23 protein-coding genes and 2 pseudogenes are annotated in these 23,665 nt (G+C 44.0%); 3 read left to right on the forward strand and 22 right to left on the reverse strand.

The window, feature by feature from the left end; genetic code table 11:
* Positions 1-233: 233 nt before the first annotated feature.
* A complete protein-coding gene (locus tag QGT46_RS09925; protein ID WP_148458768.1) occupies positions 234-2,102 on the forward strand; it encodes a heavy metal translocating P-type ATPase in 1,869 nt (622 codons plus the stop codon).
* A 111-nt stretch (positions 2,103-2,213) separates the two neighbouring features.
* Here QGT46_RS09925 and QGT46_RS09930 read toward each other — a convergent pair whose 3' ends face one another.
* Positions 2,214-2,579 carry an ArsR/SmtB family transcription factor gene (locus QGT46_RS09930; RefSeq protein ID WP_024727519.1) on the reverse strand — a complete coding sequence of 122 codons (366 nt, stop codon included), beginning with the start codon at positions 2,577-2,579 and terminating at the stop codon, positions 2,214-2,216.
* 83 nt (positions 2,580-2,662) lie between these two features.
* Between QGT46_RS09930 and QGT46_RS09935 the strand changes: the two genes are divergently transcribed.
* Entirely contained in the window at positions 2,663-2,980 is a 318-nt protein-coding gene (locus QGT46_RS09935) for an ArsR/SmtB family transcription factor (protein WP_024727518.1), read from the forward strand.
* Between the two features lie 48 nt (positions 2,981-3,028).
* Here the strand turns inward: QGT46_RS09935 and QGT46_RS09940 are convergent, their stop codons facing one another.
* The 18 genes and pseudogenes from QGT46_RS09940 to QGT46_RS10020 form a co-directional block, all read right to left on the reverse strand.
* Positions 3,029-3,547 carry a nitroreductase family protein gene (locus tag QGT46_RS09940; protein ID WP_148458769.1) on the reverse strand — a complete coding sequence of 173 codons (519 nt, stop codon included), beginning with the start codon at positions 3,545-3,547 and terminating at the stop codon, positions 3,029-3,031.
* Positions 3,548-4,125: 578 nt separating this feature from the next.
* A complete protein-coding gene (locus QGT46_RS09945) occupies positions 4,126-4,611 on the reverse strand; it encodes a glycosyltransferase (protein ID WP_148458770.1) in 486 nt (161 codons plus the stop codon).
* The gene (locus tag QGT46_RS17520; protein WP_420360580.1) at positions 4,563-4,859 is read right to left on the reverse strand and encodes a glycosyltransferase; all 297 of its coding nucleotides are present in this window, start codon (positions 4,857-4,859) and stop codon (positions 4,563-4,565) included. Before QGT46_RS17520 ends, QGT46_RS09945 begins: the two co-directional genes overlap by 49 nt.
* Before the next feature lie 8 nt (positions 4,860-4,867).
* Positions 4,868-5,554: a glycosyltransferase family 2 protein gene (locus tag QGT46_RS09950; protein ID WP_148458772.1), complete on the reverse strand. Its 687-nt coding sequence runs from the start codon at positions 5,552-5,554 to the stop codon at positions 4,868-4,870.
* A 56-nt stretch (positions 5,555-5,610) separates the two neighbouring features.
* Positions 5,611-7,044 (reverse strand): lipopolysaccharide biosynthesis protein, encoded by a 1,434-nt coding sequence (locus QGT46_RS09955; protein WP_148458773.1) that lies wholly within the window; start codon positions 7,042-7,044, stop codon positions 5,611-5,613.
* 119 nt (positions 7,045-7,163) lie between these two features.
* Positions 7,164-8,216, reverse strand: coding sequence for a glycosyltransferase family 2 protein (locus tag QGT46_RS09960; RefSeq protein ID WP_148458774.1), 1,053 nt, complete (start codon positions 8,214-8,216; stop codon positions 7,164-7,166).
* 33 nt (positions 8,217-8,249) lie between these two features.
* On the reverse strand, positions 8,250-9,167 hold the full coding sequence (locus tag QGT46_RS09965) for a glycosyltransferase family 8 protein (RefSeq protein WP_148458775.1): 918 nt from the start codon (positions 9,165-9,167) through the stop codon (positions 8,250-8,252).
* Between the two features lie 44 nt (positions 9,168-9,211).
* Entirely contained in the window at positions 9,212-10,339 is a 1,128-nt protein-coding gene (locus QGT46_RS09970; protein ID WP_148458776.1) for a hypothetical protein, read from the reverse strand.
* A 9-nt stretch (positions 10,340-10,348) separates the two neighbouring features.
* Entirely contained in the window at positions 10,349-11,440 is a 1,092-nt protein-coding gene (locus QGT46_RS09975; protein ID WP_148458777.1) for a radical SAM protein, read from the reverse strand.
* Between the two features lie 13 nt (positions 11,441-11,453).
* Entirely contained in the window at positions 11,454-12,659 is a 1,206-nt protein-coding gene (locus QGT46_RS09980; RefSeq protein ID WP_148458778.1) for a glycosyltransferase, read from the reverse strand.
* Position 12,660: 1 nt separating this feature from the next.
* The gene (locus QGT46_RS09985; RefSeq protein WP_148458779.1) at positions 12,661-13,581 is read right to left on the reverse strand and encodes a glycosyltransferase family A protein; all 921 of its coding nucleotides are present in this window, start codon (positions 13,579-13,581) and stop codon (positions 12,661-12,663) included.
* Positions 13,550-14,416: pseudogene (locus tag QGT46_RS09990) on the reverse strand (glycosyltransferase family 4 protein); the annotation flags it as partial. The gene QGT46_RS09985 and the pseudogene QGT46_RS09990, both read right to left, overlap by 32 nt.
* A gap of 161 nt (positions 14,417-14,577) precedes the next feature.
* Positions 14,578-14,784 (reverse strand): hypothetical protein, encoded by a 207-nt coding sequence (locus QGT46_RS09995; RefSeq protein WP_148458781.1) that lies wholly within the window; start codon positions 14,782-14,784, stop codon positions 14,578-14,580.
* Positions 14,785-14,827: 43 nt separating this feature from the next.
* On the reverse strand, positions 14,828-15,091 hold the full coding sequence (locus QGT46_RS10000) for a hypothetical protein (RefSeq protein WP_301590660.1): 264 nt from the start codon (positions 15,089-15,091) through the stop codon (positions 14,828-14,830).
* Complete coding sequence (locus QGT46_RS10005; RefSeq protein WP_301590662.1) at positions 15,043-15,255, reverse strand: metallophosphoesterase; 213 nt, start codon at positions 15,253-15,255, stop codon at positions 15,043-15,045. The genes QGT46_RS10000 and QGT46_RS10005 overlap by 49 nt, the downstream gene beginning before the upstream one ends.
* A gap of 525 nt (positions 15,256-15,780) precedes the next feature.
* Positions 15,781-16,583 (reverse strand): annotated as a pseudogene (locus tag QGT46_RS10010) (MerR family transcriptional regulator).
* A gap of 420 nt (positions 16,584-17,003) precedes the next feature.
* Positions 17,004-18,317 carry an MFS transporter gene (locus QGT46_RS10015; protein WP_024727510.1) on the reverse strand — a complete coding sequence of 438 codons (1,314 nt, stop codon included), beginning with the start codon at positions 18,315-18,317 and terminating at the stop codon, positions 17,004-17,006.
* Positions 18,318-18,341: 24 nt separating this feature from the next.
* A complete protein-coding gene (locus tag QGT46_RS10020; protein WP_024727509.1) occupies positions 18,342-19,217 on the reverse strand; it encodes a metallophosphoesterase in 876 nt (291 codons plus the stop codon).
* Positions 19,218-19,469: 252 nt separating this feature from the next.
* Between QGT46_RS10020 and QGT46_RS10025 the strand changes: the two genes are divergently transcribed.
* Positions 19,470-20,591, forward strand: a complete 1,122-nt coding sequence (locus QGT46_RS10025; RefSeq protein ID WP_024727508.1) for a LacI family DNA-binding transcriptional regulator — start codon at positions 19,470-19,472, stop codon at positions 20,589-20,591.
* Between the two features lie 90 nt (positions 20,592-20,681).
* On the opposite strand, the gene ilvC is transcribed toward QGT46_RS10025, so the two are convergent.
* From ilvC to QGT46_RS10040, 3 genes are all read right to left on the reverse strand, one after another.
* Complete coding sequence (ilvC, locus tag QGT46_RS10030) at positions 20,682-21,698, reverse strand: ketol-acid reductoisomerase (RefSeq protein ID WP_024727507.1); 1,017 nt, start codon at positions 21,696-21,698, stop codon at positions 20,682-20,684.
* Between the two features lie 70 nt (positions 21,699-21,768).
* Positions 21,769-22,269: an acetolactate synthase small subunit gene (ilvN, locus tag QGT46_RS10035; protein WP_009289590.1), complete on the reverse strand. Its 501-nt coding sequence runs from the start codon at positions 22,267-22,269 to the stop codon at positions 21,769-21,771.
* A 66-nt stretch (positions 22,270-22,335) separates the two neighbouring features.
* On the reverse strand, positions 22,336-23,610 hold the full coding sequence (locus QGT46_RS10040; RefSeq protein ID WP_024727506.1) for an LCP family protein: 1,275 nt from the start codon (positions 23,608-23,610) through the stop codon (positions 22,336-22,338).
* Positions 23,611-23,665: the final 55 nt, after the last annotated feature.

The raw sequence follows: 23,665 nt of genomic DNA on the forward strand, positions 1-23,665 counted from the left end.
TTCATAGGAAAGTTCTACGACCTTCCCTATGAAATAAAAACGCTCCGCGGGTTGTGCACAGATGCGTAAGGAAATTATTTGCCTGCGGCAAATTGCATCAGGCACGCAAAGTTGTCAAGCCCCTCAAAGAGTGAGGGGTTGGGGCGTTGAAGTGGGCTTGCCCACTTTGTTCCATTAAGACACAGGGAAAGTACAATTACCGCTTTCCCTGCCATGAAAGGAGAATAGAAATTATGACACGAAAACAAAAGCATCTGCTTACACGCATCATTGTGGCGGCAGTGCTGTTCTTTGCAGGGAGCTTCTTACAGCTTCCTGAATACGTAGAAATGGGTGTATTCCTTGTCTGCTACGCTGTTGTTGGATGGGATATTGTATGGAAAGCGATCACAAACATCCTTCACGGGCAGGTATTTGATGAAAACTTTCTGATGACGATAGCCACCGTTGGCGCATTAATTTTAGGGGAACATTCCGAAGGTGTTGCCGTTATGCTGTTTTATCAGGTAGGCGAATGGTTCCAGTCTTATGCGGTTTCCAAATCCCGCAAATCCATCGCAGGCCTGATGGATATCCGCCCGGACTATGCCAACGTAGAACGGGACGGAAAACTGGTGCAGGTTGATCCAGATGAGGTGCAGATCGGAGATGTCATCGTAGTAAAGCCGGGAGAACGCATCCCTTTGGACGGAACAATCCTCAAAGGTTCCTCTGCACTGGATACTTCTGCCCTTACCGGGGAATCCATGCCCCGTGAAGTAGAGCCGGGAATGGAAGTCATCAGCGGATGTATCAACCAGACTGGTATTTTGACCATCCAGACCACAAAGGAATTTGGAGAGTCTACGGTTGCAAAAATCCTTGATCTGGTGGAAAACGCAAGCGACAAAAAAGGCCGGACAGAAAACTTTATCACACGCTTTGCCCGATACTACACCCCTGCTGTGGTATTCGCAGCCCTCGCACTTGCCATCCTGCCACCACTGATCACCGGGCAGTCATTTGGCACCTGGATTTACCGTGCTTTGACCTTCCTGGTTATCTCCTGTCCCTGTGCGCTCGTCATCTCCATCCCGCTTAGTTTCTTTGGAGGTATCGGCGGTGCGTCCAGGATCGGTGTTCTTGTAAAGGGCAGCAACTATTTGGAATCACTTGCTCATGCGGAAATGGTAGTCTTTGATAAAACAGGTACTCTGACCAAAGGTTCCTTTGCCGTCAGTGAGGTCAATCCAAAAGGCATGAAAGACACACAGCTTCTGGAACTGGCCGCATATGCGGAGGATTATTCTAATCACCCAATCTCGCTCTCGATCAAGAAAGCCTATGGCAGAAAAATTGACAGTGGCCGCATCGCAGATGTTCAGGAAAGCGCAGGCCATGGCGTGCGGGCTGTCATTGACGGTAAAGCAGTTCTGGCCGGAAACGCCAAGCTGATGGTAAAGGAACGTATCCAATACACCCCTTCTACTGCTGTCGGCACCGTTGTTTATCTGGCCTGTGACGGAAAATATGCCGGATGTATTGTCATAGAAGATGAGATCAAAGCAGATGCTCCAGCAGCAATCAAACGTCTGAAATCCGCCGGAATCCACAAAACAGTCATGCTGACCGGAGATGCAGATGCCGTTGGAAAAAAGGTAGCAAACCGTCTTGGATTAGATCAGGCATACACTGAACTGCTCCCTGCCGATAAGGTTGACCGTGTAGAAGAACTGCTGAAACAAAAAAGTGAAAAAGGAAAACTTGTCTTTGTCGGGGACGGCATCAACGATGCTCCCGTACTGGCACGGGCCGATGTAGGTATCGCTATGGGCGGTCTGGGTTCCGATGCAGCCATTGAAGCTGCTGACGTTGTATTGATGACGGATGAACCATCCAAAATCGCTTCTGTGATGAAGATTGCCAGAAAGACGATCCGTATCGCAAATCAGAACATCGTATTTGCCTTGGGTGTGAAATTCCTGGTACTCATCTTAGGTGCTTTGGGATACGCCAATATGTGGGCGGCCGTATTTGCCGATGTCGGTGTCTCCGTCATTGCCATCCTAAACGCAATCCGTGCCATGCGGGTAAAACGGCTGGATGTGCCTTCCCAGATCTAAAAAGATTTGAGAACCGAAATGCGCCGCACTTCATTCCTAACATGAAAGCGGCGCATTTCCCTTATTCGTCCTGTAATCATGACATCATGGTATACCCGGAGGGTATTTCCTCTATTGATTTGTCGGGCAGGATATTTCAAATAACGCATCAATAGAACGATGCAATAATTTAGCCTGTTGTGTGTCTGACAAGGAGTAATACACTTCTTTTCCTTCCCTGCGGCTGGATATGATCCCACTTTTTTTCAGTATCCGCAAATGGTGCGATACTGCGGGAGCACTCATATCCACAGCCGCCGCAATGTTACAGACACATTCTTCACAGTGACAGAGCAGCCACAAAATCCGCAGACGTGTCGGATCATCAAGCTGCTGAAATAAAAATGCTATATTAGTAAAGCCTTTCACAGAAGGCATCTTGTCTAATACCCGTTCAATGTTCTGTCCGTGGTTGTGAGGTAGATTATAATGTGACATCAAAAATCATCTCCTTCCTGGAACTATCATAGCTATTTAAATTTTATCTGTCAAACAGCTTACACATAGATTGGAGAAATTACATGAATACAACAGAACATACAACTTTTATGGTTCCAAAACCAGAGGAATTGCAGCAGCTATCTGAACTTTATAAAGCAATGGGTGATTATACCCGTATGCGGATACTGTGGCGTCTGATGGAGAAAGAATACTGTGTCAGTGATCTGGCAAAGGAAATGCAGGCCACAAAATCAGCCATCTCCCATCAGCTTCGTGCGCTGCGGATTGTACGCCTGGTCTACTCCCGCAAGGTTGGTAAAAACGTATTTTATTCCTTGCAGGACGAACACATCGGCTGGATACTGGAAGAAACCTACGCACATATTTCAGAGCGATAAAAGCACAGCCCCTGTGCTTGTTTTACAGGGGCTGCGCCAAGTATTCATTTACAGATTTTCATAGGAAACCAACTGGCTCATCGGAATACGCTGTGTATCAAAACGATTCGTATCTGCCGGATCATCATCAGAATAACCAATTACCAGAATGTTGACCGGTTCCAGACTATCCGGAAGGTTAAATTCCTCACGCAGTACATCCGGCTTGAAGTAACAAACCCATACGGTTCCAAGACCTAACTCTGTGGCCTGCAGCATCATATGGTCAGTCAGGATAGATGCGTCAATGTCACCACTTTGTTTCTGATCGAATGGACGTACCCATGCCTTGTTATGATCTGCACAAACAATGATCGCCAACGGTGCATTATAGATACCAGCGGCCTTACTGACCTTCGCCAGACCCTCCTCACTCTGAACAGCAATCAGATGAACCGGCTGAAGGTTAGCGGCTGTCGGAGCCACATGAGCTGCTTCCAGAATCTGCTCCAACTTTTCCGGCTCCACTTTCTGATTTTTGTAGCTGCGTACAGAATGACGCTGTTTTGCAATATTGATAAAATCCATAATAATTACCCCTCGTATTATAAAGTAGTAGTGTTTATAGTCCCTCTCCAAGGACTGTATGCTATACTGTTGGAGATACTGTGGATTGGTTCTTACTTCCTACCACTCGATGGTTTTAGAACGGCTCCAACCACAGTCTCTTTGTATATTTGTTAATCAGTTAGATACCGCATGACGGTTTATTTAGAACGAGGTTACAATCGCAAAGAGTACCGTGGGTTCTAAACAGTATGAAATTTTATTCAAAGGAGTATTTTTATGATTTACGTTGGAATTGATGTTGCTAAAGACAAACATGATTGCTTTATCACATCATTGCTTTTGTATTTTTTATGTTTTCCCTTTTGGCCTCTGGATTGATCCGCACAGACCGGTTTGTGTTTATGTATGGATAGAGCCGTTTGGCTATAAGGGAAAGGATCAGATTTTCAAGTAAAGTCATCCCAATTTGGAGCCCCAGATAGACAAAATAATTTGCTGTCAGCCAAAGAAACAGCGCTTGAGCCAGTTGAAGCAGGATGCTGATCAACAGATGACAGATGGTACTACAACACATCCGCTGTCTCTGATATAATTATCTAGCGCCTGCCCAAAAAAAGGATATAATTTCCGCGGTTACTCATTTCATATTTTGTATCAATGGGCAGCGGATTGCGCAGCACTATCATTTTACTTTTTGTAAAGCCAGCCCTTTGCAACATCCGCATCATAAACTCCGACGGGCAGATATATAAATCAACTTTGCCATATAGACCTTTTTTGCGTATGTAATCCGCCTCATATTTTGCCAATGCGCCCATTAGTCTGGAACCTTTAATGCATCGGTTCCAAATGCAGTGGCTAAAGTGTCCATCTAAACACTTCTCACATGTGTTTCCGTTCCCATCCAGCATAGTATAAGCGGGGCAAATTGAAATAAAATCATGCACTGTCCAAAAAATCGGCAGATTTTTGTCAAAGTCTTTTACTGCGTTGATAACAAACAGCGTAATCTGCCGGTGTATGTTATTCAGCACTACAAGATCGGGATGCTCATTTTCCAAAAGCTGCGCATATTTCGATATGCTTCTTTGGAATAGGAAATGCGCAGTACCATATTGATCCGACTCTTTAGCGGCCCGTTCACTGAAGCATTTGACACGAAATACTTTTCCTTCTCATTGCGGAGATTCCGTTCGGAATCCCTCATGGAAAAAATTATTACCTCGTGCCCTCTATCTTTTAAGGCTTCCGCTAAAGCAAAATAATATTTTTCCGCGCCGCCTTTTCGATAATGGAACTTATTGACCAGCAAAACTTTCATGTGGATCATGCCTTTCACTAGAAAGTAGACACCCCATATCTCCGCTTCCACATCATGTAAATTATCCCAGCCGGTACAGCAAGCAGGACCGTCAAGCACTTATATTTTGCCATGGAAAAAAGGTGGTTCATCTTATAGCCTGCAAATCTTCCATATATCAAATACTGTAAAGTCCCTTTGATTCGATACCTTAGCTTAATGTCCTTTTCCATATACAACGCCGCCCGGTGCATACAGCCCTGAGGCGAGGCAATATTGTTCCTCCGACGGTTTTTCGTAAGTCCGCCATCTTGATATTCAAATTGATAAATTGCCCTGTTGATATGAACCATAGCGTACTTTCTGCCCATTGGAATCCAAACAACGTCTTCACCGAGAAATTTTTCCCCCGGATATTCTGGAAACGGAAATTCCTTGAGACACCTGGTGTAAAAGACCTCCGCTTTATCTGCTTGGGTATCATCACCATTGATTCGCGTATCAATGTAAGAAGCTACTTTCTCATCTGGCTCAAAGAGTTTCCCGCTGATCTTGCCATCCGGAAACATCCTTAGGAATGAATATCCACACAATCCTTGGCAGTTCTGATATCGTTCGTGATACTTCAGGATGATTTCGACCGCATCCTCTGTGACCGTGTCATCAGAATCCACAATAAAGGTTAATGGCGTATTGATCAATGCAATACCCACATAAGCAGCCACTCTACACCCCATTTTCTGTTATAGACCGGTGTAAGAATCGTTAATATCATCTAGCTTTATTTCCTTTCATCATTTTTCTTTTTTGAAAATAATATTGAGAACAATTCTACAAAATAACGAAATTCATCCCGCCTTACGTAGACTACAAGATAACTCAAGTTCCCAACCACTGCGCAGATTGCCATTTTGGCCATAAATAGTGGCAAGCCGATTCCCGGCAACATCTCACAGATACACCATACTACAACGGTTGTCAATAAAGTAATCAAGGTATTGACAATATAGCTCAAAAAATACGGCCGCACTGAACTATGGAATCCATATTTAAACAGTACTATTGGCTCTATCCAGAAACAGGTGGTTATTGTGCTGACAGCTGTTCCGACAAAAATTCCTGCGACTCCAAGCGGGGCCGCCAACGCAATGGATACCACCAAATTGATGGCCGCCTCCGTGATCGGCTTGTAGCGGTCATACCAGTAGAGGCCTTCGGCGTCTCGAAAGATCAACACAGCCTGACGCATACCATATAAGTAGAAATTCAGCGCGATCAAGCATACGATCCTTTGGTCAAACAGATAGCTTTCCCCTACCCAGAGCTCAATAAATGGATTCAAAAGGATCGTGAGGCAGACGGTTGAAAACCCATACAGCCAACTTCCGGCGAAGTTTACCTTTTCAAATACGCCTAGGACCTGTTTTGGTCCCGCAGTAACTCCCAAATTTCCAACACTCGCCATCAAAGCACTAAAAAGCTGACTGTAAATCGATGTCAATGCACCGGTGATCATCTGATAATTGGAATATGACCCTACGGAAACCATTCCGAAAAAATATGAGATCAGCAGATTATCTGTACCAAATACAACGATCCCTCCTACCCTATGGGCAAGCATGGCTTTTGTATTTTTTATGATCTCCTTTTTTGCTTCTACTTCGACCGGCTCATTTTGATATACATTTAGATATGGAAAAAGCCGGTTGGCAATATGGCCAAGGATCAGATTTTCCAACAGTGTCGTGCCAATTTGAAGCCCCAGATAGACAAAATAATTCCGTGTCAGCCAAAGGAACAGCGCTTGAGCCACCTGCAGTAAAATATTAAGCAATACGTGGCAGCTCGTCGTGATATACTGCCTCTGATCGGCAATGATCAGGGATTGCTTATAGGAAAAAAGGTAGGACAGCGCGGTGTTCAGAACAAACAACAGATAGATCAGATCGATATGCGGAATATCAGGCAAATTCTGGATCAGTACCGGCAAGAATGGAGTCAACGCACCACCCAACAGAATGGTAACGAGTCCGATGGTCCAGTAGACTCTCCGGAACAAGGCCATCCGGGCGGCGATCTGTTTCTGGTCCTGTTCTGCCAGTGGCCTGTAGAGGCTATAGGTGATGGCACTGCCAATACCCAGCTCAGCCAGGGAGAGCATGGACAGGATACTGGAAAAGGTTCCGTTCAGACCAAGGTATTCCTGCGTTAACACAAGGATAAAAACCTTGCGTGTTAAGAAGGTAACAAAAATTCTGATAGCCTGAAAAAACATGGAAGCTTTAATGTTTTTAAGAGATTTTTGTGTTCGAGACATAGTTTTCTCACATGAAATCAATCATATTTCTTCCGGGATAGTTTTCCATTTCCGCAGCCCAAAAACATCACTGTACGGTACATATGATGTTTGAGCAATAATAGTACAATACGGCCTTTCACAGCAGGCATGGATGATACTGGGGTCTTTGCAATAGCACCAGCGAAGCCGCTCGCCCGGCATAGATCTTCCAAAGCCAAAGCAGCAGAATGCAGCTGATCCATATGTTTTATACTTTCCCCATTTGCCTTGGTATATGACATGATCTCATGTATATATACCAGACCAATCCATGTATAGTACTTTTCCGCAAATTCATACTTTCCCATATACTTTTCGAGTCGTTCGGTATACATGCAAACTGCTTCCTTGATATCCGGAATATGAGTACTGTTAGATGCGGAACCACGCCGTATTCTGTAATGATAAATAGGAACATCATTCAACGTGCACAACTTCTTTACGCCCTGGATCACATCAATATTAAAAATGGCATCTTCCCATTTTTTTATGCCCACTGAAAATCTGCATTTTCCGTTCTCGAGCATGCTTTTTCGATAAAGTTTTCCCCACGGGGGGGGCATATTGATGTCCATACCCCCAATGCCAAAGGTAGCCTCCAGAAAAATTTGATGCAGCTCTTTGCCTTCATATGTATCCTGATCCCAACCTTTTAATGTGATCCGCTCTTCTTTATTCAAATAATTCCGATACCATGCCGCGCATACGAGATCACTGTCCTTTTGGACCGCCGCTTCAAGCAACACCTCCATCGCGTTCATGTCCAGCCAGTCATCGGAATCAACGAACAGGATCCACTCTCCCCTCGCTACTTCCAAGCCAAGGTTCCGCGCTATGGAAACGCCTGCGTTCTCCTGGTGGAATACGCGGATCCTTTCATCCTCGGCGGCAAATTGGTCGCATAACTCGGGGCAGGAATCCGGGCTTCCGTCATCGATAAGCAGGATCTCAATTTCCTTCATCGTCTGGTTTCGTATACTTTCGACGCATTGCTTCAAATATCGTTCCACATTGTAAACCGGAACGATCACACTGACTTTTGGCTCCATATCAAGATTCCTTTCCAATGTATTCTTTTATGTTCAACGTTCAGATCGCAAAAACCGTTTGATTTCGTTTACGCTCCGCCATACAGTGTATTTTATGACGTAGTACGGTCGGAGCACGGTGCGCTGAATCCTTTCTTTCCAGGTCAGATACTTTTTTAGATATCGGTAGTATTCACGCCAGAATGCCCCCTGATATCCTCCTTTCCAAGGTTTTGGGCTCACTACGTAGTGGAGGATCACCGGAGACGAAACCCTGTGCATATTTTTCTGTCCCGGCTGTGGCATATCGCGCGTTAGCAAAAGGCGTGTGGCATAATTATAAGTACAGTCAACCGTGAGAATATCATTTTGAAACAAGAGGTTCATGACATCCTGGTCGGGAAGTTGAATTACATTCATGTGCTGTTCTACAGCACGCAGGAATTCTTTTACTGAAAAAGTTTCTCTCATTTTCTTCAAATTGAACAGCAGGACCCCCGAATTACAATAATTATATGGTTCTAAAAGCCCTATGCTTTTCATATACGCCGCTTGTACAGGATGCTTGTACTTACACCAGTCTAAAACCCCCGCTATAGACTTTCCGTTAAAATCCAATCCATACAGCGGAGCAAGTTCCCCCTGCACAATGGTATCTCCATCAAGATACAATATTCGATCCAATGTGTCCGGTAAAAGCTCGCTGCACAGGAAGCGGTAGAACATTTCTTTGGGATAGCCGCCATTTACGGCGGCGGCCTTTTGAAACGCTTCATTCTCCGGTACAAGCACAGGTATAAACCGCCCGCCGTGCTCTTGCATATAAACATCCAACATCTCGAGGTTTTCATCCGACACATTCGAGTAGATCATATACAGATCTATTTTCTCAGAATTGTGGGCGAACAGAGAGTCAAGCATGATGCGTATCGGAAAGATATATTGGTCATCCGGTGTAACTAAAAGATTCAATCTTCAACACTCCTTCTTACTCTAAAATCTGACTGGATCTGTCCTCATTGATTTTTGGGCTGCTCAAAAATCAATTCGCTGAAATATACCAGCGAGACATTCATCAAAACAGAAGCTGTACTCGATTCAGCCAGAGCGTAAATTGCGTAGAGTACCATAACGATAGCCAATTCCCACTCCTGTCGTTTGACAAATCTCTTTGTCAGAGCATACGAACCAATTATGAATAACAGAAAAACAATTATCCCATTTCGGTACAAAATTTCAATATACCCAAAGTCAGTATTCATGGTCATAGTCCCAAACAAAGGAGGAACGACATGATCCATAATGACCGCATAGCCTGTTCGAAATCTGGAACTAAGTGTGCCAAAAGTCTTTAAAACAGGAAAGACTGGGAACAGAACACAAATCATAATACTCAAAAATGCGCCAACAAAATACGCTTTATCCGATAGATAGAATAAAAATTTGCGCAGCCATCGTGCTTTATCGTTCCTGACCCAAGCGACAAGCAAAATGAGCAAGGTAGTCATTAGAAAACCGGTCCTGGAATCAGTATATCGGAAAATAAAACAATTATATGCAAACAATAAGCAATAATGATACCATTTCATCCTTGCGTAGTACACTAAAACGCACAGTACAGTAAGCAGAAACACCGTATACTGTGCTGAATTTGGATGGCCATAACCGAGTGCATATCGAATTGTATAATAACCAACATGCCATCTCTTTATTTCCTGGATATCGAGAAAACCGGTTATCGCAAGGGTTGTCCGCACTACAAACAGAACTGCTCTAACGAAAAAACTGTATTTCATCATTTTTGTCAAGCTGATACCTTTGACACACAGGATCGTAATAAACGAAAGAAGTACCGCCGTGTCCTTTGAGCAAAACATCACCGCGATCCCCAGTAATAAAAGGAAGATCGCACAAATCAGTTCGCGCTTCCTCCATCGGGTCATCGTCAGTTTAATAACCGCAAATGGCAAAACGCACCAAGTCATTCCTCGAAAAACAATATCGGTCGATGTCAATCCAAAACCTTTTCCGATGAGCAGTACACTCCAGTAAACGTAAAACGAAAATAGAGGAAACAACCATTTTTTCCTAATTTTAACGTGAAAAAAATTCTCTTTCATAGCTTCTTGCTCCGTCACCCCCATTAAGTCCCTCTATCGGTTTTCACCAGTAACGCACAGATTGCAAGTACTACAACTGTCCAACTCCCTTTTCGTGACCCTGCCATCGCGCAAATCTCTCACGATCCTGTTTTCATACATCGAATATTTCCGCCTTTTCCCAAAACGAAGAAATTTGTGATGCATGACCCACCATGCTGGTTTCCAGATATACTTATGCATGGCCGGAGATACAGAGCCGATCATCCAGCAGTTTCGGTCACAGCGGCGTACCTTCTGACGGACTTCCTCTGCTTCTTTGCTGTTCCACAATTCGTTCCAGGTCTGACTGTTCAGATTGCCCATAACCATTTTTTCTTTCGTTCCGTTGCAAGGCATCACATCGCCGTACGGGTCAACAAAAAACGTGTCAAAGCTCATGTCGCAAGGGAGCAGTCTGCGCTGCCCATATATGTAATTGATGAGACCGTGATTGAAATAAGCGCGAAACCATTTTTTTGGGCTGTTTGAATGAAGCAGTTCATTGATCAGGTCCTCAAAATTCTGCGCCACCATCGGGCGATCATGGATGATGTTCCTATCCTCAACAAAATAAAAACTGTTATGTACAGCCGCTGTAGCAAATTCCATTCCTATTTCGTCAGACAAACAATAGAGCGGAACAAGTTCTGCCGCGTTCCTGTCCTGAACAGTCATGCCAAATCCTACGTCTTTCATGCCCATCTCACGCAGCTTTTTTAATGTGCCATAGCCGCGCTGAAATCCATTTTCAAGTCCACGGATCGCATCATTAGTCTTTTCCAGCCCCTCGATCGAGATACGGATCCCGATTTGTGGAAATTCCCTGCACAGGTCAATGATACGGTCTGCAAAGTAACCGTTGGTCGAAATCACAATTCGATCTGATTTTTTATAAAGCGCACGGACAATATCCTTCAGATCTGTGCGGATAAAGGGTTCACCACCCGTTATATTCGTAAAATACATGGGCGGAAGCTTTTCTATTGTATCGATCGTGAGTTCATCCTCCGGTTTAGAGGGCATCTTATATCGGCTGCACATGGTGCAGCGCGCATTGCACCGGTAGGTGACGATCACTGTCCCATTTAGTTTTCTTCTGGCCATGGTCCGCCCTCCTTCAACTTTCTTTGTAATATTTCAGCAGCTTGACAACGTATCCAGCGACGTTATCAAATCCATTCTTCGCGCAGTTTCGGCTGTACTGCTCTGTCAATGCCCTATCATTCCACAACCTTTGTATTTTTTCTTCCAGGTCTACCGCGTTTCCACACGCAAACAGCTCGCCGGTCCGACCGTTTTGTATCAACTCCGGGATCCCGCCGATATCTGAACCCAACACCGGCGTTCCCAGCGTAATGCTTTCTATCACAGAAAGCGGGCAGTTCTCATACCACTCTGATGGGCAAACACTAAACCTCGCCTCCCGGATCAGTTTTTCCAAATCATCACCAGCTTGAAAGCCGACATTCGTGATGTTGGATGTCCTATTCAGCAAAACTTCCAATGGCCCCGCCCCCACAAATACAAAGCGCACCTCCGGCAAAGACTTGCAGACAGTTACCAGTGTTTGAAGCCCCTTTTCCTCAGAATACCGACCAAAATAAAGGACGTAGTCCTTCTTCTTAGTTTCTTTTTCCTCTACCTTATCCGCAAAATTTCGCAGCACCACAGTCTTTTCCGCAAGAACAGGGTCAGTATCCAATTTTTCCTTTATGAAGAGAGAGCAGCAAATAATTGTATCCATGTAACGATAGACATCTGCTTTGTGCCAGACTGTCGATTCAACTGCCCCTACCACGGATCTTGCCCCGGAGTTTAGGATACATTTCCCCTTTACACATTTAAAATAATGCCCGCCAATACAATCCTCACAGACTTCATGTGTATTTGGCTTGTACATCATATGGTTTGGGCAGACAAGCTGATAGTCGTGCGCTGTATACAATAACCGGCACTTGCGTTTACATTCTGTGCGCCACCTCTGCACTTCGAGGATAATGGAAGGAGTAAGCTGGTAATTAAAGTTGTTAAGATGAACGACATCCGGCTGAAAGTCCTCCAGCACAAGTCTGATTTTTCTCCGTGCCTCGTCTGAGTAGATTATCTTTATCGGATACGCAGCCTTTGCGATTATGGGACCATTGTGGAAATCTATATTCGCTGCATAGGCGCCAATGCGATTCCCCACGCAGCGTTCTTTTGAATCCATTCCGAAATATTGAACCTCATGTCCTTGAGATTGCAGACATTGGCCCAGCTTGAGCATATAGGTTTCCGCACCGCCCCTTGGGTACAGAAACTTGTTTACCATCAGAATCTTCATATTATCTCTCCTGTGCAGAACCAAGCTGGCTGTTAGAAATCATACATGCCCTTTTCCATTTTAAATAGAGCACTGCCGCCATCGGGTAAAACATCGTCACCAGCATTTTATGTTCTGTCATATTCAGCAGACTGCCTAGCTTGTATCCCACGAACTGTCCATATACCGAAAACTGCAACGCGCCTTTGATTCGATATCTCAGTTTAATATCCTTTTCCATATACATCGCAGCCCTGTGCATACATCCTCGTGGCGACGCAATATTATTCTTTCGACGATTTTTTGTGAGCCCATCATCTAGATATTCACTTTGACAAATCGCTCTGTTGATATGGACCATGGAATATTTTCTACCCATCGGAACCCAAACAACATCCTCGCCAAGAAATTTTTCACCCGAATACTCTGGAAACGGAAACTCCTTGAGGCACCTGGTATAAAAGACCTCCGCCTTATCCGCATGGGTGTCATCCCCATTGATGCGTACATCAATGTAAGACCCTACTTTCTCATCCGGCTCAAACAGTTTCCCATTGATCTTTCCATCCGGAAATATCTGCAGAAATGAATAGCCGCACAGCCCCTGATGGCTCTTATACTTTTGATGATATTTCAGGATGATCTCAACAGCATCTTCTGTGAGCGTGTCATCAGAATCCACAATAAAAGTCAATGGTGTATCAATCGATACGATCCCCGCATTCAAAGCGGTATGCTTCCCGCCATTTTCTTTTCGGATAAAATGTACGGGGAAATCCGCCTCCGACATGATCTTAGGTATAGACGATCCAATATCGTCCGTGCTCCCATCGTCAACGATAAGCCACTCAAAATCCTTGCGGGTCTGCTTCCGCAAGGAAGCAAACAGCCGCTCTACACCCCATTTTCTGTTATAGACCGGTGTAAGAATCGTTAATGTCATCAACTTTATCAGCCCCATATAAATTTAGTGTCTGCCTCACAACATCGTCCCAATCATACTTTTCCAAGACAAACGCGGCCGCACCCTGCCGGTACTGTTCAACGATCTCCGGCTCATCGCACAGCCTTTGCAGCTTCTCACGCAGATCATCCACGTTACCCTTTCGGAAACTCACCGCATGGTCCTCTACCACATCCTTACACTCAGCGATGTCGGAAACCACGCAGCAGTTTCCAAAGCTCATTGCCTCCAGCAGGCTCAAAGGCATTCCCTCCAGGTCGGAGGGCAATACATATAAGTAAGCATTACTATAGAGTTCCTCCAGCGCCTGGCCCTGCACAAAACCTGTAAACAAAATCCTGTGATCCCTGGCGGCCAACGTCTTGAGCTCCTCTACAAAGGCATCGCTGTCAGAAGAACCGCCGGCGATCACCAGTCTCTTGTCCGTTCGGACACTACAGAAGGCCTGTATCAGGTATGGGATCCCCTTTTCCGGAACCAGTCTACCCAAAAACAATAGATAGCTGTCCTTTTCTAAATTAAATCTGCTTTGAATAATATCTGTTTCTCGAATGGGCAAGCGGGTTATCCCATTGGGGATATACACGGTGTCCCGACCGTAGGTTTCTTTAAAATAGTCCTGCATACCCCTGGAGAGCACGATGATCTCATCCGCAAATTTCACAGCGCATTTCTCTCCCAGCAGGATGTATACAGACGCAAAACCTCCCCATTTCTTGCGCTGATGATCCAGGCCATGAATCGTGGCAATACACTTCTTTCCAAACAGCTTCGGAATCCAGAGCATAGCACATGGGCCCTCAGCGTGGAAATATGCTTGTTCTCGTGTTTGCACTGATATGTGTTGCGGGAGTAGGTTTTTTCATCAAAAAAATTATTGACAACGCTCCAGACTTGTCGCCTGCAACTGTAAGACCGACCAGATATACAAGTTTAGACTTCTTTCTTCAAGCAAAACGTTTGAAAAAACTTCCTTTACATGCATCTATCCTTACAATTAATTTCCCATATACTTTCTGCAAATACATATTGTTCTACTAATAGTCTTGCTGCTTCTTCGTAACTTATAGCTCCGTCCTTCTCATCCCCTGTTTCAACACATCTATCTCTATACGGTCTATGAGGATTCGTTAATTTTATTTCTTTGAATGTATATCCATCTAATCTAAACTGATTTTCCATAATATTTTCCCCTTCTATCATTCTTTTAAATTGGATATAGTAATTATATCCCACCACAAAACATATCAAAGTTCTCAAACATTATCTCGATCCCATCAACCTTCTTCTCCGTATGATAATGCCCACAATACCACTTCCCATAATCCAGCCTGTCCTCAATCCCATCCAGCCACTCTTCCGTAGATTTATCCACCTTGCTCTGGTCAATCCCCTTCAGGAACACCTCCACTGGCTCATATTTCAGCGGTGTGGTATGGCTCAGAACAGCATCCACCTTCCACCCCAGCTCATCCAGTTTCCGCTCCACATCCTTTTTGATTTCCTCCGAAGGCTGTTCATCCGACCACCACTGAAATTAATCCCTGCATCTCCAAGTATAATCAATATATCCTCACGGCTTGTCCCAAACCTTTCACAGAACCGCTCCACCCGTTCAAACCGTCCATGGGTATCCCCTGTTATGTATATCATAATCCTTCTATCCTTTCCAGGTGTCTGCCCTTTGGCAGGCACCCTAATTATACCATACTATCCCTGCATTTCACCCTATAAATTGTCAAGTTACTGTCCATGCTGTACCCGTCTGTATACATCTGGATAATCCTGTGGCCACCGGAACCGCCGCTTCATCCACAACAAACTTATTCTGATTATCCTTTGATTTCATATATCCATAAGGAGCCACCAAACCTATATATTCTCCATTCCTCTGCTTCGTGCGAAATGCGCTGATAATTCTCCTGGAAATATCCCTTGCATACACCTCATTCACAAGGTTCTTGATTATCAGTGTTTATAATTTTTTTGCCGTTTCCAGACACGCTGAAAAAAGGCGGAGCCAGACTCTACAGCAAATCGGCTTTTAGTATGCTATTTATCAGATATGCCAATAAAATAGAAACACAAGAGAAATGCATCTTATGAAAGACTAAATCTCTTGTGTTTTATTCTTTTCTATTCTCTCAACTTTTTCTTCATCATCAAACTTTTGATAATTTAATGCTCACCACTTCTTTCATAAAAAGCCTCAATCGCCTCTGCAAAAAATTCTGCCGCCCCCTCTCCATACATTTCATCCGTTTTAGATTTTGAAGGTTCATTTCGATAAAAGCGTGCGGTGGCAAGCATACATTCCCTCTCTTCTTTCATCTGACTAAGCTGCTTCATTACAAATCCGTACTCACCGACAATTTCTTTTACCTCAAAAGAATTTACAGGACAGCTGCGTTTAGCAATCAGCTTTTGCAATATCGCTTCTATTCTTTTGTTATAGCTTTCTGCAACTTCTTTGCTGACAGGATTCTTCACAACAGACAAATATTCATCTTTGCCGCCATACCACTCAACTACCTTTGCATAGCCCTTTTGCATTTTTTCTGAGGACAATGCTTCAATGTAATGTTTTCTCCACTGTTCTACACCGCCAAATTCCTCAATAGCCATTTGCCGCATTTCATCTGGCATATGACCCATAATTGTTTGAAACATTTCTTCTATTTCTGATTTACTGAAAACTGCAAAATCCATCTTTTTATCTCTTTTCAAAATGTCATCAATCCTGGCAATCAAACGCTCCATCCGTTCTTTCCTGGCAACATGACCGCTTTGATTTCTTTCAGTGGAATATCAAATTCACGGAAAAACAGGATTTGCTGTAAAGTTTCCAACGCTTTATCGTCATAAAGCCGGTATCCCGCATCACTCTTGCTTGTCGGCTTCAGCAGCCCGATCTCATCATAGTAGTGAAGCGTGCGCACGCTGATACCTGTCACTTCTGATATTTCCTTTACCGTCCTCATAGCTGTTGACCTCCCGCTCTTGATATATCCAACTTAATCTATTACGCCCCGTGAGGGTCAATAGATAATTTCAAATAATTCATGGATTATCACCATATCAAACCTGCCGGATCGTTTTTTCTCGATAAAGTCTTCCGCAAATTAAGGCAGGCAGGAGGATATAGTTTTGTCCGTTTCATAAGAGAAAATTTAGGTTATTTGCGACAATCTATCATCTTGGCGGAAAAAACACTATAAACTCCTAATCATGTTGGGAAACAAAAAGCCAAAAGGGACTGTCGCACTAAAAAAAGAAATGTTGCATGAAAGAGAAAGGAACTGGCCTTTTAGGGATGAAAGGGGGGCTACCGACCAGCTAAATATTTCTAGCTAGTGCGACAGCCCCTTTGGGTAAATCGTATTTTCACTTAGAATTTTGATTTATTTCATGCCCCGGTCATGCCGGTATTTTAAAGCAATGGCACAGGCCACACTGATCAAAGCGACAATAGTAGAATAAATTCCTACATAAATGGTATCTCCTTTTCCGTAGTCGATCAGCAGTGTACAGATGGTCGGCACAAGACCGGCTACCAGGAAACTCGGAACGTGATAAACAAAGGAAATGCCGGAGTAGCGCACTTCCGTCTCAAAATAAGAAGACCAGAGACCGCTGATGACTGCCCAAATTAAATTGTAGGCAATGCTCCATCCGAGTACGACTCCCATGATGGTGACAAACAGATTTCCGCCGCTCAGCTCAATGACTTTCAATGTCGGAATACTGAGAACCGCCGATGCCAGGCCTCCGATGACAAAAGTCCTGGTCATACCGAACTTTTGTGCACACCATCCGCCGAACAGTGTAAATGGAATCTTGAAGACACATGCAACGATGGTAATAATATAAGTTTGAATCAATGGCATTCCGAGCCATCCGATGCAGTAAGATAAAATCCATACAATAAAGATGTTATAAAATGTTCCGTCTACCCAGCGGGTTCCGCATCCGAGAAGCAGCGTCTTCCAATACCCTTTTACCATAGGGATAAATCCTACTTTCTGCTTCTTCCCCTCGGCTTCCTGAGCCTCTAATTTTGCCTGGGCTTTCTTGAAGTCTTCCGTCTCCATCGTGATGCCTTTTAAATAGACAACAATAAGTGTCAGGATAATTGCCGACAAAAACGGAATTCTCCAACCCCATTTAAAAAATATCTCCTCAGGCAGTACCAAAGTCGGTACGGCAATTAAAATGGAGGATAATCCGAACCCAATCGGAAGCCCGATCTGCGGAATAGCCGCGTAGAAAGCTCGCTTATTCTCCGGCACATTTTCAAAAGCCATCAGGATGCCGCCACCCCATGTTCCTCCGCGTCCAAAGCACTGTAGCAGACGCATTAACTGAAGTACGATAACGACCCAAATGCCTGCCGTCGCTGCCGACGGCAAGATCCCGATAATAGATGTTGAGATGCCCATCATCAATAAAGAGGCATACATTGTAACCTTACGTCCCTTTCGGTCACCGATGTGTCCAAAAAACACCGCTCCAAACGGTCCGGCTATGTATCCGATGGCAAAAGACATATAAGACAAAATCAATGCGGTAGTGCCGTTCCCGGACTGTGAGAAAAATACTTTTGCAAACACAGTTCCTGCAGCGGTGCCGTACAGTAAAAAGCAATACCATTGAACAGCACTTTCAAACAGGGTAACTGCGGCAATTTTTCTAAGACTTAATTTTTTCTCTCCCATAGTTTTCTCTCCTTTATCAGACTATTAATGGCCTTCTCCCTCATAATATTTAAATGGCCAGGGACCGGAATAATCTGCGCCTGTGGGGATTATCATATAATGGGTATTTACCATGTCATTCTGCAGATCATGAATTAAATATCCGGGATTTCCAAGGAAGAAACGATCTCCTCCCCCTTTGAAATGATCAGCCAGCTCTTCCGGCGTGACATCCGGTCCGTCTTTTGTCCTGAAATCTACTTCCATCTGCATGGCGATCGGCGGACAGGTCACACAGGAAACTCCCTGCCATGAAGTAAAAATACCGGTGTGCATATGTCCGCAGCAAAGGCGGACATTTTTATGCTTCTTTAAAATTCCAGCCAGCCGGTCTGCCTGTGCAAACCCCTCATCCATCGCTGCCAATCCGGTAGTAAAAGGCGGGTGATGGGTAAATACCAAAGTCGGTTTGTTAGGATATTCAATAATTTTCTTCTCCAGCCATTTTGCAACCTCATCCGTCAGACCGCCGTAATGGCAGTCCGAAATCATGGTGTCAATTATAATCGCACGTATCAGCCCGTCATCTAAGGTGTAGCAAATATAAGGTTTAATATCATCTTCCACCGGTGCATTTTCAGGAAACATACGGAGGAAAAACTCCCGTTTGTCATGATTGCCTGGTACTACATAGTAAGGCCGTGGAAGCTTATCTAATCCGTCCTTGATAATCTCATATCCTTCCTGTGTTCCCCCATCGGCCAGATCTCCGGTCACAATAAAAAATTCAGGTAATTCATAAGGTTTCAATTTTGAAAAGTACTCGATCGTTTGGTTTAATGCAGCTATTGTGTCTGCTTTCTGAAAAGACAATTTCCCGTCCCCTCTCAAATGAAAATCAGAAATTTGTATAATTCTCATAATTCTTAAACCTCCTTAGGAATCATTGATTCACATTAATTGATGTGTTATAATTAATTAAAATTTTAATAAATCATTCCGGAATTTTATTTAAATTTAACTTTTCTTTACTTAAATTTTAATCCAGACCCGTTAAATTATCAAATTATTTAAATTATTTTCAATAAATTTCGGGATAATATACAGTTTCAACAAAAATATTTTGTATATAATACATAAAACCCAATTAAAATTTTAATAAGGAGAACCGCCATGGCCAATAAAAAAAGTGTGACGATGAAAGATATTGCAAAGGATACGGACATTTCTGTTTCTGCTGTTTCCATGATCTTAAACCGAAGATCTGATGTCTCCTTCTCAAGAGAAACGGTGGCAAAAGTACTGGAGTCTGCAAAACGGCTGGGATATGAGTTAAGCCATGAGAAAAAAGACACTGCTCTCAGATCCCCTTCTTCTGCACAGATCAAAAAAGTAATCGCTGTTTTTTGCCCCAATATTTTCAACTCCTATTATGCAACGATTGCCCAGTCCATCGAACAGTCCGCTTATAAAAAAGGATATAAGACACTAATCTTTACTACTTTCCGGGAAGTAAAGAAAGAACACGAACTGGTCATGGATGCCATCCATATGAACGTGGAAGGAATCATATTCACCATGATTCCCAACGATCCGGGATTTGTGGAAAAAGTTGCAAAACAGTTCCCCATTGTCGTGATCGGTGACAAGACTTCTTCCATCAACATTGATATCATTGAAACAAATAACTATACCGCAGGTGTCCTGGTGGCTGAACACCTGCACAGTTTAGGGCACCGGCATATCGCTTTTTTGACAACGACGATCACGACTGACGTATCCCTGGCCATGCGATATCAGAGGCTGAAGGCGATTCAGAATACTTATGCAAAATTATGCGCAAATGAGCCCTATGACGTCATCGTAAGAGAGCAAAAGGTTGATTCCCAATATGAAAGAAATCATTTGTCACTGGAGTATGATGTGGGATATCAGCTGTGTATGGACTGTCTGGAAGACCGGGGCCTGTCCGGTATCACTGCTTTTGTCGGAAATAACGATATGGTTGCCTATGGGATCATGGATGCGGTTTTAAAGAAAGGATATAAGATTCCAAGAGATTTCAGTGTGTGCAGCTTTGACAATGATTTCCCTTCCGGACTGCTTCCGGTCTCACTGACCACAGTGGAACACTATATGGAGGAGAAAGGGCGGAAAGCTTTTGACACGATTTATCAAAAAATCCTGTGGAATGAGACTCCGGAGCAGAAAAGCCAATACTTTATCCGAATAGAGTACAAACCGTATCTCATCGTCAGGGATTCCACCAACCGTGCAAGACAGCAGAAGGGGTAGACATATTAGGATGAACTTTCCCATGGAGTCAGAAGAAAAGCCAGAGTGCACATGCACTCTGGCTTTATATGTAATATCAGTGATCCCGAATTAGTTATTGATCAGTTTGTCTTCGTCAGACCAGCTGTATAAGCTTCTGATCTCTTCTCCGACAACTTCTGCCGGATGTTCGGAAGCTAACTTTCTCATAGCCTTGAAGTGAACCTGGCTTCCTGCATCAGACATATCTACTAAGAAGTCTTTTGCGAAAGTTCCGTCCTGGATATCTGCAAGGATCTTTTTCATCGCTTTCTTTGTATCTTCTGTGATGATCTTCGGTCCTGTGATGTAGTCACCGTATTCTGCAGTGTTGGAGATAGAGTATCTCATTCCTGAGAATCCTGACTGATAGATCAGGTCAACGATCAGTTTCATCTCATGGATACATTCAAAGTATGCGTTTCTCGGATCATATCCTGCTTCTACTAATGTCTCAAAACCTGCCTGCATCAGTGCACAAACACCGCCGCAGAGCACTGCCTGCTCTCCGAAGAGGTCTGTCTCTGTCTCTGTTCTGAAGGTAGTCTCAAGAACACCTGCTCTTGCTCCTCCGATTGCCAGTGCATATGCCAAAGCCATGTCCAGTGCTTTTCCGGTAGCATCCTGCTCTACAGCTACCAGGCAAGGAACGCCTTTGCCTTCTTCGTATTCGCTTCTTACCGTGTGTCCAGGCCCTTTAGGAGCGATCATTGTTACGTCTACATCTTTAGGAGGCACGATACATCCAAAATGAATGTTGAAACCATGAGCGAACATCAGCATATTTCCTGCTTCTAAGTTCGGTTCGATATCATTTTTGTACATTGTAGCCTGCTTTTCATCGTTGATCAGAATCATGATGATGTCTGCTTTTTTTGCAGCCTCAGCAGCTGTATATACTTCAAATCCCTGTTCCTCTGCTCTCTTCCAGGATTTGCTTCCTTCATATAATCCGATGATAACATTGCATCCGGACTCTTTTGCGTTAAGCGCATGTGCATGTCCCTGACTTCCGTAACCGATCACTGCGATGGTCTTTCCGTCTAAAAGTGATAAGTTACAGTCTTCTTGATAATAAATCTTTGCCATTTTACATTCCTCCATTTTCTAGGCTTTATAAGTAAGGGGTATTCCCATACCTTTCAAATTAAATATGTGCCTATTTGACAAGTCTCGGCACGGATTCCCCGCGAGAAAGCCCGGTGAGTCCGGTTCTCACAAGTTCCAGAATATCAAAGCCTTCCAAAAGATTTATGAAAGCTTCGATTTTATTTACATTTCCGGTAAGCTCGATCATCAGTGAATCTTTTGACACGTCCACAACTTTGGCTCTGAAAATATCGGCGATCGTGATGATCTCCTGTTTTTCCGACTTTCCTGTGCGGATTTTGACTAAGATAAGCTCTCTGCAGACAGAGGTCGGGTTCTCCAGTTCCACAAGTGTTATGACATCCTCAAGCTTGATAAGCTGATTCTTGATCTGTGCCAGAATGGTATCATCCCCGCTGACCGCGATCGTCATTCGCGAATACTTCTCATCCTGTGTCTTGCAGGCTGTAATACTGTCGATATTATAGCCTCTGCGGCTGAACAGTCCGGATATACGGCTGAGTACCCCCGGATTATTTTCCGCCACGATAGATAGTACGATCTGTTTCATAGACGACTTCATCCTCCTAACAATTCTATCAATTCTAATATTCAGTGTCAAGAAATCACTGAAAAACTATTCTTCTGCGTTTCCCTGACTCGTATTTTCTGGTTTAGCAGCCGTTGTGGCGTGGGTGGTAGCCTGGATCTGCTGTTCTGTTGTGGCCTGGGTGGCTGCTGTCGTAGCCGGCCTTCTGGTCGCTGTGGAAGCCGGCCTGCTTGTACCGCTCGTAGACGAAGTAGGGTAGCCGCTCCCCGTAGATCCTCCTGAATTACCATATCCCGCATTTCCTGACGAGGTACTGCCGGACGAAGTATTGGATACCCCCGAATATCCGAAGGTCTCCACGCCGCTTAGTCCGCCGTACTCCTTGGCAAAGGCCTCGTCAGATCCGTCCCCAACCTTGCCGTCACCGAAGATAAAATAGTTCATGGCAGCTTTGTTTGCATTGAAGTTGATGAAAAAGACGAACATGTTATGCTGTGCCCTTCCCATCTTATAGGAACCTTCAATCGGTATTCTCATCTGGTCAATATCCGTCGTTCCCATCTTGATCACAGATGCCGCCAGACCTTTGATGTAGTCGGCATCCATGTCGGTAGAAACATCGCTTAAAACCTTCAGAGCAATATCCAGGATCTTCGTGAGGCTCTGGCCTTTGACTTTATCAAAGGTCGCCTGCATAACTGCCCTCTGGCGGCCGGTACGGCCGAAATCTCCGTCTCCGTATTTCTTAGATACCACATAGCGTATCCTGGAATAGCCAAGGGCCTGATTTCCGTTCAGGATATGTTTTCCGGCTTTTACATTGCGGTATTTTTTCTTGGAAATATAATTGGTCGTATTCAGGTACTGTGCCTCTTTTTCTTCCAGATCGATCTCGATGCCGCCCACTTCATTGATCACTTTTTCAAAAGTGTCAAAATCTACGACACAGTATTTATCGATCTTAATTCCAAAGTTTTTCGCAATAGTCTGATAAAGCAGTTCCACGCCGCCATATGCGTATGCAGAATTCAGCTTATCCCTTCCGTGTCCCGGGATCTCTACATAGATATCCCTCATAATGGAGGTAAGCTTCAGTTCTTTTGTCTTAAAATTGATCGTCGCGATCATCGAAGAGTCGGACCGTCCGGCCGCTTCTTCGTCGGATCTCCGGTCAGAACCCACCAGCAGAATATTTACAACATCCTCATCAAACTTTACATCACCGACATCTACACTTCCTAAATCACCGGTCTTATTGATGGCAGCTTCAAGCCTGGCATCATAATATCCAAGAACTCCTCCGGCCGCAACGGATATTACTAAAAATATGTTCAAAATGATTTTATATGTCTTCAGCGTCATGCTACTCCTCCTGAATTGCTATTTATTAGTCTACAATTATAGCACATTATATCAG

The sequence above is a fragment of the Anaerostipes faecis genome, assembly GCF_910574135.1.
In the GTDB taxonomy this organism is placed as follows: domain Bacteria; phylum Bacillota; class Clostridia; order Lachnospirales; family Lachnospiraceae; genus Anaerostipes; species Anaerostipes hominis.